A 14,668-nucleotide genomic window follows, 5' to 3' on the forward strand; every position below is an offset into this window, starting at 1 on the left:
GGTATAACTTGCCAACAACTGATTACCAACAAGTACTTACGGATATTGCCAATGAGGTAAAGCCATTATTGAGTCAAGGCAAAGTGGCTGATTATATTCCTGCGCTGGCAGAAGTGGATGCAAACCTATTTTCGATTGCTATTTATACCACTGACGGACAAACATTTTGTGCTGGTGATTGCTCTCAGTACTTTACCATTCAGTCAGTATCTAAGGTAATGACTTTAACCATGGCACTACAGCGCTATGGTAATGAGCTATGGCTACGAGTGGGTAAAGAGCCTTCTGGCACTGCCTTTAACTCATTAACCCAGCTCGAGTTTGAAAAAGGTGTACCACGCAATCCGTTTATAAATGCAGGCGCTATTGTAACTTGTGATGCGCTTTATAGTCGGCTTTCAGCGCCAATACACTCAATGCTTGAAATGTTTCGTATGTTGTCAGGCAATCCCAGTATCATGATCGATAAAAAGGTGGCGAACTCAGAGTACGAATTTCGCCATCGTAATGCGGCTATGGGGCATTTGATGAAGTCGTTCGGTAACTTTGATAATGAAGTAGATGATGTGCTATGGGCTTATTTTAACTTTTGCGCTATTGAGCTCAATTGTGTTGAGTTGGCTAAAGCGTATAACTTCTTAGCGAACAAAGGGATAAATAACGTCACCAATAAGCGGGTGCTTTCAAATCTGCAAACTAAGCAACTTAATTCATTATTATTTACCAGTGGTTTGTACGATGCTGCAGGTGATTTTGGTTATCGTGTGGGGATGCCTGGTAAATCTGGCGTTTCTGGGACTATTTTAGCCGTATTACCGGGAAAGTTTACAGTTGCAGTTTATTCGCCGGGACTAAATAGTTATGGTAACTCTGTGGCAGGCATAGCAGCCCTTGAGCTGCTATCGAGTAAGCTTGATATTTCTATCTTTAACTAACGCTTTTTGAAGTTAAGGCTTGGGAGCTTACTGCTCCCAATATACCTGTTCAAGGCAATCTTCTCGCTCTGGCAGTCCGCGTGACAATCGTGGTGAATGCTGTACCAACACTTCATAACTGGCGCGGTTAGCGTATTTACTAATTTGCGCAAGTGACGAGTAAGTCATCGCCGGTTGTTGGTGCTTCGCCGAGTTACCTACATTAAGCTTATGATAAACATTTGCTGATAAGTCATGTAATACCGCAGCTAATGCGCAATCTCCCGCACCATTGGTGTTTTTAATTGAATCTGGCCCGCCCATAAAAGGGGCTGTATGGCTGTACGCACGTAAGGCATTGTCACAGTCTTTTTTTCGCATTGCGCGAGAAAATTCGTAACGGTTAAAATCAGCAATTGCGCCCGGTAGAAGTGGGTACTCGGTTTCACGCTTGAATTGATCATCTACGTGACCTGCCATAAATAAACCTTTTTCACCGGCAGTGCAAATAACTAAATCAACCCAATCAAGAGCTTTATCCGCCGCGAGTAATGGATCTTCAAAACCAGTAATCGCAAAGCCTTCTTCTTCGTTCATTGCTAAAATATCAACATGTTCAGCCACAAAACTGGCCCACCAACTCGGATCTTGTTCAATTAAAAACTTTGTTCCTAGTGTGAGTACGACAGGCACGTCCGCATCATTGGCATATTTAACGGCTTGCATTGTTGCTTCGGTCATCGTTTCTGCGCCTTGGGTACGCATTAAGTAGGCGCTTATCACTAAGGCCGATGAGTTTTCAATCAAGTCTTTATCGATGGACTCAGGGCGAAGGTGATTCATTAAACCCGCACTGATCGCAAAAGTACGTTCACCTGTTTCATCAATAAGGGTAAAACATCGGCCAATGGGGCCATCAACCGGTTGTAGATAGTCTAGGTCAACACGGCTTGAGGTATTACATAAAAAGCGATAAGCGTAGCTACCAATTTTAATGTTTTCACTCATTACACCCAATAACACAGAGCGATCGTCTGCCAGCACTGAGTAGTTGTGCATGGTGTTACCTACTGTACCGCCAGCAAACTCATAATCGACCATGTCGTTAAGTTTTAAGCGATCGTAAAGTGCATTTGTGATATCACTATCGATAACTTGCGACATTCCTCGGCGCAGTTTAAATTCGTCTAGGAAGGCTTGATCGACTTTGGCTTCTATATCAACAACAATCTGATCTATACCAGTAATATAACTTCGCTGTAAGCGATCACTGGCGTTGAGTTGATTAGTAAGAGGGTCTTTAGCCTCTACTGGAAAATAGTGTTTATGCCTGCGGCGTCCAGGAAATTTCATTTGCTACCCGTGTGGTGAGGTAAATAAAAAAAGCGAGTGATTATAGCGTAAATTAACACTTTAGAGCCATGTTAAAGGTGTTTTTATTCGTTTTATTTTTGTTCTCCGGCACTCTATGTTTTTAAATTCACCGTCTAGAGATTAATATTTTCGTTTGTAAGGGGGTTGTACTTGATGAATTTAAGAAGATGCTTGTTCTTTTTACAGGTACTTGGTTTCATTAGAATAAGCTCAAACTGGATTGTTTTAGCTGATAGCAAAATGGCTATCTAGTTAGTCACATTGGTATTATTGGTTTATTCGTTTTTGTTGTTAATCGGTATGCTTGGTATTTCTACACATTAAGTTAATATACTTAGGAAATTATTTAAGTAAGTAATAAATTGAATGAGTAAAGATTTTAGTGATGAATACTGGATGGCAAAAGCGCTTGAATATGCAGCGCAGGCTGAGCAGTTAAATGAAATACCAGTAGGTGCGATACTTGTTAAAGATAATCAGTTGATTGCTACAGGCTATAATCGTTCAATTACGGATAATGACGCGTCTGCTCATGCTGAAATGATGGCTATTCGTGAAGGCGGTAAAGCACTTGATAACTACCGGCTAATTGATTGCACCTTATATGTAACACTTGAGCCGTGTTCGATGTGCGCTGGTTTGTTGGTGCATAGCCGAATTAAACGGTTAGTGTTTGGTGCAAAAGACGGCAAAACGGGCGCGGCAGGGTCGATTATGAATTTACTGCAAGAGCCTAAATTAAATCATCAAGTTGAGGTGCAAGGAGAAGTACTTGCTCAGCAATGCGGTGAGGTTATTTCGCTATTTTTTAAGCGTCGCCGCCAAGAAATAAAAGCTGCCAAACTGGCAGCACGTAACAAACCTGATTAATCTGAATTAGCTTTGTTTTTGTCGGGGGTAGACACTAAGTCTGGTTGCTGGGGAGCGATATTATTAATTTCGTCCATTTGCTGCATTGCATACATGCGACGACGCCAAATAACTTTTTTATGTAAATTACGTAACATAATACGCCGACGAGTCGCTGTTGAATAAATAATATTGCGTTTAAATTTGTGTGTGGGATGTCTGCGTTTTAACATGATGAGATGTCCTTGAGTGTGAGAGAAAGAAGGCACTGTTTTACCTAGGGACGCCTTACTCTTTGTTGTCTGTATAGATGTCGGTAAGGTACCTGAACAGGACCGGTAGCTTTACTCGGACTTTATTACATAAAGCAACGATAATACTATAGCGCCGCGATTAAAGTGCTTCTAAATCGAACTATGGTAAGCCTGTACACCCTTTATACGCAAATGTAATGATCATTTCATTACAAGCAAAAAACTTTTAGCTAAATAAATTTTAACCTGGATAGCCTGGTTGTATTTTTTGAAATACTGAACTTTCAATTGCATCACGTGCAACAGCGCACTGTTTACCGCCTTTTACGCACGTATAGCTGATTGATAAAACATTACTTTTAAGTTTTCCTATATATACGCCCATTTCAAAGTAGTCATTTGCATTCTCTTGAAACTTAAATTGTATATTCGACTTTTTAAAAATTGTTCCTGATATCTTAATATCCTCACTTTCATTAATTCTTACTTCTTTTTCGACTCATCTTCTTTAATTTGCTCAGTGCTTTTATCTGTTTTCGGTTTTTCGTCTTGCGTTATAACTTTTTCGGTATTCTTTTCCTTTTGGGTGTTTTTTGGATCGGCATTGCTTTCTAGAACAGCACTATTATTCTCGTCTTTTTGAGCTGCTTTTTCTGAATTATTGCCCTCGGTAGTATCTTCAGCAGTAGTACTTGCTTTAGTGTTTTGCTCTGAATCTTTTTGTTCAGTCTCACTTTTGTTAGTGGCTATCGCATTATTTTCGTCAAGCCAGACGAGTGCATCGTAATAACGGCGAATATTATCAACGTATTTAACCGCTACATCACCGCGCGCATAACCGTATTTGGTGGTGCGGTAATAACGCTTTTTAATAAGTAGGGGTAAGCGTTTTTTTACATCGGCCCATTTGTCAGGGCTGCCACCTTGAACTTCAGTAATAATACGCGCGTCATTCACATGTCCCCAACCAACATTATACGAGGCCAGTGCTAACCAAGTTCTATCTGGCTGTGGAATACGATCGGGTATGCGATTAACTAACGTTGTTAAATAATCGGCGCCACCGCGAATGTTTTGCTCAGGAGCTAAACGGTTTGTAACATTCACTTGTTTAGCTGTATTTAACGTGAGCATCATAATTCCGCGTACCCCCGTAGGCGATTTTGCTCGTGGGTTCCACATCGATTCTTGATAACTTAATGCGGCCAATAAACGCCAGTCTAAACTGCCTGCGTAATGCTCAAACCAAGGTTGGTATTTAGGCAAGGTGTCTTTTATCGCTTCTATATAAGCGAGGGTATTTACATAATTAAATTGACGCACGTGTCCAAAGTACTTTTCTTCGAGTACATAAAGTTGGTTATTTTGTTTAACGTCGCCAAAAAATGGCACCATCAGCGCGTATAGTGAATCGTCGCCATCTTTACGCAACAACCATGCAATAGGGTCGTTACGGGTAACTGAAAAACCAATACTTAAATTGGGGTGGTAGCGACGAAATAGCGAAAGGGTATGGGAGTCAGCTAGGGTGTAGTCAATATCGCCATCAATAACAGCTTGTAGTAATTCTTCTTCGTCAAATTCTTCGGTTTCTTGCCAGGTTAAATCAGGTTGATTTTGCTGTACTTTTTGCAGCGCCAGTGAATGGCTACTTTTTGAAAGCACCGTTAAATTACCTGTTAAATCGCTATATTCACGAGGGCGAACGCGACCTTGTTTATAAACGAGCTTTTGGCTTATGGTGCGATATGTTGGGCCAAAACGATAGTTTTGTGCGCGGACATTATCGTAAGTTAAACCCGAGGCAATAATGTCTAAGTCGCCGCTGTCCAATCGGGAAAACATATCTGATAAATTAAAAAACGGTACCATCTCAAGCTCAACACCTAAATGGTCGGCAAATGCTTGCGCTAGTTCGTATTCAAAACCTTGCTCGCCTTGTGGCGATTGGTAGTAGTTAGTTGCGCCTGCGAGAGTGCCTACACGAATTTTATTATCGGCTTTTATTTGGCTTAACTGCGACGGTTCTTCCTGCATATTGCAGGCACATAAAAGTGTTACTAACGTAATGATTATTATTAGCTTTTGTTTAAACATAATGCGCCCCATGAGTGCCATAATACCGTTATATCAAAACTTCGCTCTGGCGTCACTGCACGATTAGTTTTATTGGGGTGTATAATTACGCCCATGTGTTGGTTTAAAGCGACTTATACTACGTTATTGATTTTAAAAACAGAACCATTATTATCGCAATCAATGTCTTACTTAAATCACTTTTAACTTCAACTGAAACTCGCATTTTGAGGTGATTTGGGTATACTATGCGCCTAAAATATCGTTCAATCCCTAACCCCGGATGAAAATACCTATGTTGATCCTTCGTGGTGCACCTGCACTTTCCGATTTTAGAGTTCAGAAAATTTTAGCCCGTTGCCAACAAGCGCAACTTCCTGTCACTAATGTTTATGCCGAATACGCACATTTTGCTGATTTAACAGCCGAACTTTCTGCTGATGAGCATACTAAGCTTGAAAAGTTGTTAACTTATGGCCCAACGATTGCTGAGCACACACCTGCCGGCACGTTAATTCTTGTTACCCCTCGTCCAGGTACTATTTCACCATGGGCCTCTAAGGCAACGGATATTGCGCATAATTGTGGTTTGAGCCAAATTCACCGTGTTGAGCGTGGTGTTGCTTACTACATCGAGGGTAAATTAAGCACTGAGCAGTTAACAGCCGTTGCGGCTCAATTACATGACCGTATGACTGAATCTACACACAGCGCACTTGCTGACGCTGGACAGTTATTCCGTACTGATACGCCCAACAAAATGTCATCTGTAGATATTGTAGGTGGTGGCCGTGAAGCATTAGCGAACGCAAACATAGAGCAAGGCTTTGCACTGGCCGATGACGAAATTGACTACTTGGTAGAAAACTTTAAAAAGTTAGGGCGTAACCCAAACGACATCGAATTATTTATGTTTGCCCAAGCAAACTCAGAACATTGTCGTCATAAGATTTTTAATGCCGATTGGACTATTGATGGCATCGAGCAGCCTAAGTCTCTGTTCAAAATGATCAAAAATACCTACGAGTTAAACCCTGAAAATGTTTTATCGGCTTATAAAGATAACGCAGCGGTAATGAAAGGGTCAAAAGCAGGTCGCTTCTTCCCTAATTTTGAAGGTGAATATGCATATCATCAAGAGGATATTGAGATCTTGATGAAGGTTGAAACCCATAATCACCCAACCGCTATTGCGCCATTCTCTGGTGCGGCGACAGGATCTGGTGGTGAAATTCGTGATGAAGGCGCCACAGGCCGAGGTTCTAAACCTAAAGCGGGTTTAGTGGGCTTTACGGTATCTAATTTGCGTATTCCAGGTTATGAACAACCCTGGGAAACTGACTTTGGTAAACCTGCACGTATTGTAACGGCGCTTGATATTATGACTGAAGGCCCTTTGGGTGGCGCGGCATTTAATAACGAATTTGGCCGCCCTAATTTAGTGGGTTATTTCCGTACTTATGAAGAACAAGTAACCAGCCATAATGGTTTAGAAGTACGTGGTTACCACAAGCCAATTATGCTTGCTGGTGGTTTAGGTAATATTCGTACCGACCATGTGCAAAAAGGCGATATTCCCGTAGGCGCTAAACTTATTGCCTTAGGTGGTCCTGCAATGAACATTGGTTTAGGTGGTGGTGCTGCATCAAGCATGACTTCTGGCCAATCGAACGAAGATTTAGATTTTGCTTCTGTGCAACGTGAAAACCCAGAAATGGAACGCCGTTGCCAAGAAGTGATCGACAAATGCTGGCAGCTTGGTGATGCAAACCCTATTGCGTTTATCCATGATGTGGGCGCAGGCGGTTTATCAAATGCATTTCCTGAGCTTGTAAATGACGGTGGTCGTGGGGGGAAATTCCAACTGCGTGATATCCCAAATGATGAGCCGGGTATGGCACCGCATGAAATTTGGTGTAATGAATCTCAAGAGCGCTATGTACTTGCTGTAGCCCTTGAAGACTATGATCGTTTTGAAGCTATTTGTAAGCGTGAGCGTGCAGAGTACGCAGTAATTGGTGAAGCAACAGAAGAACGTCATCTAACCGTTGCTGACAGCCATTTTAATGATAGCCCAGTAGATTTACCGTTAGATGTATTACTAGGTAAAGCGCCTAAAATGCACCGCGAAGCACACTCTAAAAAAGCACTTAGCGATCCGCTTGATACCAGTTTAATTGATGTTGCAGAAGCGGCAACACGTTTACTGCGTTTACCAGCCATTGCAGAAAAAACCTTTTTAATCACAATCGGAGACCGCTCGGTAACAGGCCTTGTAGCTCGTGACCAAATGGTTGGCCCTTGGCAAGTACCTGTAGCTAACTGCGCAGTAACTGCAGCAACATACGACACTTATCACGGTGAAGCTATGTCTCTGGGTGAGCGTACGCCAGCAGCACTTTTAAATTATGGGGCGTCTGCCCGTTTAGCGGTTGCTGAGTCACTGACTAATATTGCGTGTACTAATATTGGTAGCCTTGAAAATATTAAGCTTTCTGCAAACTGGATGGCAGCGGCAGGTCACCCGGGTGAAGATGCAGGCCTTTATGAAGCCGTAAAAGCGGTTGGCGAAGAACTTTGCCCAGCGCTTGGTTTAACTATTCCTGTGGGCAAAGACTCAATGTCGATGAAAACCCAGTGGGACGAAAATGGCGAAAATAGATCAGTCACAGCGCCGTTATCGCTTATCATTACTGCGTTTGGCCGTGTTGATGATGTACGTAAAACAGTGACACCGCAACTACGCACTGATAAAGGTGAAACATCACTTATTTTAGTTGATTTAGGCGCCGGTCAAAACCGTCTAGGGGCATCAAGTTTGGCACAAGTGTACAAGCAGTTAGGTGATGTAACACCTGATGTTGATAACCCTGAGCTATTAAAAGGTTTCTACAACGCCATGCAAGCACTTGTCGCTGACAGTAAACTACTTGCTTATCATGACCGTTCAGACGGAGGCTTATTTACTACTGTAACTGAAATGGCTTTTGCAGGACACACTGGTGTCACTGTAAATCTTGATGGTTTAACCGGTTCAGACATCGAAGCACTTTATAATGAAGAGCTAGGTGCGGTAATTCAAGTTGCTAACAGCGACCTAGACGCAGTAAATGCGGTATTAGCTGAGCATGACATTGCAGCAATTAGCCACGAAATTGGTACGCTTAATAACGATGACGCAGTCATATTTAACCGCGCTGGTAACTCAGTACTAAGCAATACCCGTACTGAGCTTCGTACCATTTGGGCTGAAACAACGTACCAAATGCAAGCACGTCGTGATAATCCTGATTGCGCTAAGCAAGAGTTCGATGCCAAGTTTGATGCAAAGGACCCAGGCCTTAACGTTAAACTGAACTTTGACTTAAACGAAGATGTTGCTGCACCTTATATTGCAACGGGCGCTAAGCCTAAAATGGCTATTTTGCGTGAGCAAGGTGTAAATTCGCACCTTGAAATGGCGGCGGCATTTAACCGTGCTGGTTTTGCAGCTGTTGATGTGCACATGAGTGATATTCTTGAAGGGCGCTTAACGCTTGAACAGTTTAAAGGTCTAGTGGCTTGTGGTGGCTTCTCTTACGGTGACGTATTAGGCGCGGGTGAAGGTTGGGCTAAGTCAATTTTATTTAATGATATGGCACGCGATCAGTTCCAAAACTTCTTCCACCGTGAAGATACTTTCAGCTTAGGTGTGTGTAATGGTTGTCAGATGTTATCAACCCTTAAAGAGCTGATCCCAGGTACTGAACATTGGCCACGTTTTGTGACGAACAAGTCTGAGCGTTTTGAAGCGCGTTTTAGTCTAGTTGAAGTGCAAGAGAGTCCATCGGTATTCTTTAAAGGTATGGCAGGCTCGCGTATGCCGATTGCTGTGTCGCACGGTGAAGGTCATGCTGAATTTGCAAACGATGCTGCTGTTAAAGCTGCACTTGACTCAGGCTCTGTGGCAGTGAAGTTTGTTGATAGCTACGGTAACCCAACAACGCAATATCCTAACAACCCGAATGGTTCGCCAGAAGGTATTACAGGTCTTACATCAACAGATGGTCGTGCAACAGTGATGATGCCACACCCTGAACGCGTGTTCCGCGCTGTAGCTAATTCTTGGCATCCAGATGAATGGAAAGAAGATAGTCCATGGATGCGTATGTTCCGTAATGCACGTAAAAATGTAGGTTAATAGCTTTGGTTATAAACCATAGGTTAATAAAAACCGTTTAAAATAAAAAAGGCTGCATTGTGCAGCCTTTTTTGTCTACACTGATTCTTCAAGATTCAAAAATTAATTTTAAGGATAATATGATCAAACGTGCTGCTTGGGGTTTACTGTTTTTAATACTAAGTGTTCTAACACTTGGCTATGTATTTCGTATGCCATTAACGCAGTGGTTCATTGCTCCCACGTTAAGTCAGTCGGGTATCGAGTTACATTGCTTGGACTGGTCAATTAATAGTGATTTAAATTTACATGTTGAGCGAGTGTGTATTACCTATTTAGACCACCAATTAGAGTTAGGTGGTATTGTAGCCAACAGCCAGAAAGTATCAGTGCACCGCGCTAACTTACGCTTAAGTGAGGACTCCTTTGCAGGGGGCAGCAGCGACGAAAAGGATACTGTTACAACCGCACAACTTAAAAAGCTTGCACTAGAGTTACCTGCAAAACGACCTCTTTTAAGTATAGAGCGGCTTGAGGTTTCTCACCCTCAGTTAAGTAAACCTTTAATTACTGCTATAAAAGAGCCAACCCTTAATATGTTTACGCTTAACGGCGATATCAATGCGACAATCAAGGCAAGCTCTGAGCTTATATCCGGTACTATTAAAGTTAACGATGAGCTACTTGCAAAAGCGTTCCCTATTGAACAGATTCAACTTACTGGTGAACACAACTTTAGTTTTGATGGTGTATCGGTTGATTTAAACAGCACAATTAAAGCTCGCTATACAAAAGAGCTTGATGAGTGCCCGTTAACTTTTAATATTAATGGTGATGTTAAAACACATTATGAGCTTAACGAAAAGCTATTAATCCTTGATGCCAGCCAATTAACGAGCCAAATTAAAGCACATGAAAGCTGTTTTGATTTAATTACCAATAATAAGCCGCAACGTAACTACTTAAGTAAGCAGCTTTCTCTGGATTGGCAATTATCGCTTCCTGAAAAAATCACTGTAAATAAACAGCAGCTAGCTACTGACAAAGTATTGCTTAAAGCTGAAAGTAACCAAACAATAGTTACAGCTGAAAATGTAAGTATAGCCTTGAATGATCCCTTCAATAGCGCTAAAGGGCAGCTTGCATTAGTAATGCAAACAGATGATATTAATAACTTAACGCTTAATGGAGCTTTAGAAGAAGGGGCTGTTGAGGGTGATTACTTACTAAAAATTGACACACTACCTGTATTTTTACCTGTGAACGGCGAGGGATTTAAAAGCCAAGGTAGCTTTAATATAGCTAATGTATTAACGCCGCTAACAGGCCTCATATTTAATACGCAATTATCTTTAGACTCAGCAAATTACATAGCAAACGAAAATGAACTTAAGTTAAAAAAATACCAAGCAACATTTTCAGCCAATATTGATAAAGCGAAAAAAACACAGTTGCAGCTTGATAGTAAGCTGGATTCTGTAAAGTTTAACGACTATCAACTAACAGGTGCCACTAATCAGTTAACGGCAAATACCACATTGCGTGTAGGTGAGCTGTTTATTGATTTAGTCAGTGAAACTAAGCTTAAGCAATTTAAAAGTGACGTGGTTAATTTAAATAATATCCGAGTTAGCTCTAAAGGTCTGCAAAGTCGTGCATTGCAAGCATCTCATCATATATTTATTGATGGAGTCGAGCTTCTTGCTAATCATAATGTATCGGCAGTAGCGCATCCATTTGAGGTGATTATTCCAAGCCAAGCGATGACAAAACTTAATCCGTTGATCCAACAGTTTTTACCTTCAGTGATACTCACTGATGGCACTTTAAATGGACAGGTTAAAGGTGATGTTAATTTACAGCGTGCTGATTTTAACGCCCAAATAAATAAAGCCAGTGGGCTGTACAATGATTATTTAGGTGATCACTTTAGCAGTCAGTTAAGTGGCCGTTATGATTCAGGAGAGCTTAATGTTGCACCTACTACATTTACACTTTTAGAGTTACGAGCGGGCGCTATAGTTAAAAATATCAGTAGCGAATGGCAGGTTAACAATACCGTACCTCAAGTGAGTAATCTGGAAGGTGAAGTAATGGGCGGCAGTTTTAAGCTAGATAAGTACCGCCTGTTTCATACTCCTCAGCAAGCTTTAGTGACTTTTAATAATATTGATGCTAGTAAAGTAATTACCCTAGACGATAAATCGGGTATTACCTTAACGGGTAGAGTTAATGGTACTTTACCTGTACATTTTAATGAGCAAGGCGTTGAAGTTAAAGAGGGCGAGTTACATAACCAAGGTGATGGTAAGTTAATTATTGCCGACAACGCCGCTTTTAATGCTGTTAAAGCGCAGCAGCAAGAGTTAGAACCTATTATTGGTTTATTAGAGAACTTAGATATTCAAAGTTTAAAAAGTAGCGTTAATTTAAAGCCCGATGGTTGGTTGTACTTAGGAGTTAGCTTACAAGGTTATAACCAAGTACAAAAACAGCAAGTGAACTTTAACTATAATCACGAAGAGAACGTATTTACTTTACTTCGGGCGCTCAGGTTAAGCGATGAAATCACCCAAAAAGTAGAGCAACAGTATTCAACAAAAGGAAGCAAGAATGACTAAATGGTTAGTAATAATATCAGTGCTTGGGCTATTGAGTGCTTGTACGCACCGTGTTGAAGTAGCCGCTAAAGAGCCCATTACCATTAACCTAAACGTAAAGGTTGATCATGAAATTCGTGTAAAAGTAGACAAAGAGCTTGATAGTCTATTTAGTGATGACAGTGAATTATTCTAAGGAGTTATAATGACTATTAAAAACAAAAAGCTAAATTTAATTACCCTATTAAGCGCTGTATGTTTATCGTTTTCAGCGTGGGCAATTAGTCTAGATAATGCAAAAGACCAAGGCTTAGTTGGCGAAGATAGCTCTGGTTATTTAGGTCTTGTAGTACAAAATGCAGAGGCAAAAGCAGTTGTTGACGAAATCAATGAAAAGCGTAAAGCGCAATATTTGAAATTAGCTAAAAAGAACGATTTATCTTTAGCACAGGTGGAGGCGTTAGCCGCTGCAAAAACTATTAAAAAAACCCAATCAGGTCACTTTATTGAAGTGAATGGCGAGTGGGTTAAAAAGTAATTAGTTGATTTATATAAGCCGAGAGTTAAGTTCTCGGCTTTTTACAGTTTGCTAATAAGGTATGCCAAAAATCAATCCCTTTACGCCTTGCTAGGCTGATATTGTGCTCAGGAATGGACTCGGGCTCGTTATAGTTTTCAAGTGCTTCGCTCATGCTCGCTTCACGAATTAAATGCAAAGTGGGGTAGGGCGCGCGATTTGTATAGTTGGCCGCGTCGGCGTCATCACTATCAGCAAATACGTAGTCTGGATGAAAGTTAGCTATTTGATATTTCCCCTCGAACCCCTGGGCAACCAAAAGAGCATGAGCTAAATCGACTAAATCTAGAAACTCATCAAAGTCACTAAACCCTTGCTCAAATATTAGTAATGTAGTTTCACGCATTTGTTGCTGATCAAGCTCGTTGCATTGCTCAAGCATTTCCATTACAGCATCATCAGCACGGGTAGCAGTACTTGTTTGATAATGAATACAGTTGTTTTCAACCTCTTTTCGGGCAAAAGGACAAAAGTTAAATTTTACAATAACACTAGATACCCATTCGCGGGTTTGACGCTCAGCAAGCGTTGAAGTTGAATTAGTCATAGTTTTAAACTTTGCTTAATAATAGAAAGTGTACGCGCAATTGCGCCTTGATTATTGTTGACGCACCTTGCGGCTTGCGTGCCAAGGTTTTCAATTTGTTCAGGTTGTTGGCAAAGTGTAATTAATTGCTTGCTAAGTTCATCGACATTTTTGACAATTAAACAGCCGCCAAGCGCAATTAGCTCTGGATAAACGTGATTAAAGTTATAAGTATGTGGCCCGCTTAAAACCCCAACATTAAAGGCCGCGGATTCTAAAGGATTATGACCACCGCGCTCAATTAAGCTGCCGCCAATATAGCTAATGTTAGCCATGCCATATAAGCATTGTAGCTCACCAAGGGTGTCAGCTAAGAGCACTTGCTCTTTCTTATATGGCAAGTGATTAGTACTTCTGCGGCAGTAAGTAAGTTCGGCTTCTTCAAGTAGCTTAGCGACTTTATCAAATTGCTCAGGATGGCGCGGTGCAATAACCAGTAATGCATTAGGCTGTGTGTTTAAAAGAGTTTGATGTGCGGCTAATATTAGCTCATGCTCAATAGGATGAGTTGAGCCTGCCACCCAAATAAAACGCTCATTTTTATACTGTTCTTTTAGGTTGGTAACTTTGTCTAGTTGTTCTTTTGAGGGGGTAATATCAAACTTTATCGAGCCGGTAACAGTTACTTTTGATTCTTTCAGACCAAGCTCAATAAAACGTTTTGCATCTTCTTCATTATGGCTGGCAAGAGTCGTTATAGAATTCATAATTACACGGGTTAGCGGTTGTACTTTTTTATACCCACGCTGGGATTTTTCAGATAGTCGTGCATTAAGCACCAGCACAGAAATTTGCTTCTTAAAAGCCTGCGTCATTAAATTTGGCCATAACTCAGTTTCTAAAATACATAATATCTGTGGATTAATGCGCTTTAAAAAACGCCAGGTCGCACAAGGAAAGTCTACAGGAAGGTAGGCTACTTGCACTGAGTCTTTAAAATTATTAATTACTTGCTCACGCCCTGTTGGTGTATTGCAAGTAATCATTATAGCTAACGTTGGCTGAGCTATTTGTAATGCTTTGATAAGTGGTGTGGCCGCTAAAACCTCACCTACAGAAGCACAGTGAAAAATAACGGGTTGAGTATTTTGTTTAGGTGTATTTTTAGTAGTCACAAAACCAAAGCGCTCAGTAAAGTGCTCCCGGTAAGCTGGGTTCTTTTTACCTCTGATCATATAAAGATAAAAAATAATCAACGGGCTGAGTAGATAAATAACGAGCGAGTAGAAAAAACGTGCCATCAGATACTTTTGAAAGTGTTAATTGTGCTAGTTTAACC

General features: G+C 41.1%; 11 protein-coding genes. 6 read left to right on the top strand and 5 right to left on the bottom strand.

All coding sequences use genetic code 11. The features are described 5' to 3' along the window. The first annotated feature begins 8 nt into the window (after positions 1-8). Positions 9-935, top strand: a complete 927-nt coding sequence (gene glsB, locus ACT3RM_RS00695) for a glutaminase B (protein WP_441834476.1) — start codon at positions 9-11, stop codon at positions 933-935. A gap of 27 nt (positions 936-962) precedes the next feature. Here glsB and ACT3RM_RS00700 read toward each other — a convergent pair whose 3' ends face one another. Beyond that, positions 963-2,267 (bottom strand): inosine/guanosine kinase, encoded by a 1,305-nt coding sequence (locus ACT3RM_RS00700; protein WP_441834477.1) that lies wholly within the window; start codon positions 2,265-2,267, stop codon positions 963-965. A gap of 387 nt (positions 2,268-2,654) precedes the next feature. Here ACT3RM_RS00700 and tadA point away from each other — a divergent pair, with 387 nt between their 5' ends. Then, complete coding sequence (gene tadA, locus ACT3RM_RS00705) at positions 2,655-3,158, top strand: tRNA adenosine(34) deaminase TadA (protein ID WP_441834478.1); 504 nt, start codon at positions 2,655-2,657, stop codon at positions 3,156-3,158. Here the strand turns inward: tadA and ACT3RM_RS00710 are convergent. Beyond that, entirely contained in the window at positions 3,155-3,370 is a 216-nt protein-coding gene (locus ACT3RM_RS00710) for a hypothetical protein (protein ID WP_441834501.1), read from the bottom strand. The genes tadA and ACT3RM_RS00710 overlap by 4 nt on opposite strands. 504 nt (positions 3,371-3,874) lie before the next feature. Next, entirely contained in the window at positions 3,875-5,488 is a 1,614-nt protein-coding gene (mltF, locus tag ACT3RM_RS00715) for a membrane-bound lytic murein transglycosylase MltF (RefSeq protein ID WP_441834479.1), read from the bottom strand. Between the two features lie 274 nt (positions 5,489-5,762). On the opposite strand from mltF, the gene purL reads away from it, so the two are divergent. The 4 genes from purL to ACT3RM_RS00735 all read left to right on the top strand — a co-directional run bounded on the left by purL (position 5,763) and on the right by ACT3RM_RS00735 (position 12,764). Then, the gene (purL, locus tag ACT3RM_RS00720; RefSeq protein ID WP_441994524.1) at positions 5,763-9,647 is read left to right on the top strand and encodes a phosphoribosylformylglycinamidine synthase; all 3,885 of its coding nucleotides are present in this window, start codon (positions 5,763-5,765) and stop codon (positions 9,645-9,647) included. A 119-nt stretch (positions 9,648-9,766) separates the two neighbouring features. Further along, complete coding sequence (locus tag ACT3RM_RS00725) at positions 9,767-12,247, top strand: intermembrane phospholipid transport protein YdbH family protein (RefSeq protein WP_441992762.1); 2,481 nt, start codon at positions 9,767-9,769, stop codon at positions 12,245-12,247. Next, positions 12,240-12,422, top strand: a complete 183-nt coding sequence (locus ACT3RM_RS00730) for a YnbE family lipoprotein (RefSeq protein ID WP_441992761.1) — start codon at positions 12,240-12,242, stop codon at positions 12,420-12,422. The genes ACT3RM_RS00725 and ACT3RM_RS00730 overlap by 8 nt, the downstream gene beginning before the upstream one ends. 9 nt (positions 12,423-12,431) lie before the next feature. Further along, on the top strand, positions 12,432-12,764 hold the full coding sequence (locus ACT3RM_RS00735) for a YdbL family protein (RefSeq protein WP_441834483.1): 333 nt from the start codon (positions 12,432-12,434) through the stop codon (positions 12,762-12,764). Positions 12,765-12,789: 25 nt separating this feature from the next. Here the strand turns inward: ACT3RM_RS00735 and ACT3RM_RS00740 are convergent, their stop codons facing one another. Next, positions 12,790-13,350: a DUF1415 domain-containing protein gene (locus ACT3RM_RS00740; RefSeq protein WP_441992760.1), complete on the bottom strand. Its 561-nt coding sequence runs from the start codon at positions 13,348-13,350 to the stop codon at positions 12,790-12,792. Beyond that, the gene (waaA, locus tag ACT3RM_RS00745) at positions 13,347-14,630 is read right to left on the bottom strand and encodes a lipid IV(A) 3-deoxy-D-manno-octulosonic acid transferase (protein WP_441834485.1); all 1,284 of its coding nucleotides are present in this window, start codon (positions 14,628-14,630) and stop codon (positions 13,347-13,349) included. The genes ACT3RM_RS00740 and waaA overlap by 4 nt, the downstream gene beginning before the upstream one ends. Positions 14,631-14,668 lie beyond the last annotated feature (38 nt).

The organism is Pseudoalteromonas sp. AOP7-A1-14 (genome assembly GCF_052376275.1).
Lineage (GTDB): Bacteria > Pseudomonadota > Gammaproteobacteria > Enterobacterales > Alteromonadaceae > Pseudoalteromonas.

What these genes read in the sequence shown, in the direction of transcription:
- ACT3RM_RS00700 (WP_441834477.1), bottom strand. Translation starts at nt 2,267, where the DNA reads ATGAAATTTCCTGGACGCCGCAGGCATAAACACTATTTTCCAGTAGAG.
- tadA (WP_441834478.1), top strand. Translation starts at nt 2,655, where the DNA reads ATGAGTAAAGATTTTAGTGATGAATACTGGATGGCAAAAGCGCTTGAA.
- ACT3RM_RS00710 (WP_441834501.1), bottom strand. Translation starts at nt 3,370, where the DNA reads ATGTTAAAACGCAGACATCCCACACACAAATTTAAACGCAATATTATT.
- mltF (WP_441834479.1), bottom strand. Translation starts at nt 5,488, where the DNA reads ATGTTTAAACAAAAGCTAATAATAATCATTACGTTAGTAACACTTTTA.
- purL (WP_441994524.1), top strand. Translation starts at nt 5,763, where the DNA reads ATGTTGATCCTTCGTGGTGCACCTGCACTTTCCGATTTTAGAGTTCAG.
- ACT3RM_RS00725 (WP_441992762.1), top strand. Translation starts at nt 9,767, where the DNA reads ATGATCAAACGTGCTGCTTGGGGTTTACTGTTTTTAATACTAAGTGTT.
- ACT3RM_RS00730 (WP_441992761.1), top strand. Translation starts at nt 12,240, where the DNA reads ATGACTAAATGGTTAGTAATAATATCAGTGCTTGGGCTATTGAGTGCT.
- ACT3RM_RS00735 (WP_441834483.1), top strand. Translation starts at nt 12,432, where the DNA reads ATGACTATTAAAAACAAAAAGCTAAATTTAATTACCCTATTAAGCGCT.
- ACT3RM_RS00740 (WP_441992760.1), bottom strand. Translation starts at nt 13,350, where the DNA reads ATGACTAATTCAACTTCAACGCTTGCTGAGCGTCAAACCCGCGAATGG.
- waaA (WP_441834485.1), bottom strand. Translation starts at nt 14,630, where the DNA reads ATGGCACGTTTTTTCTACTCGCTCGTTATTTATCTACTCAGCCCGTTG.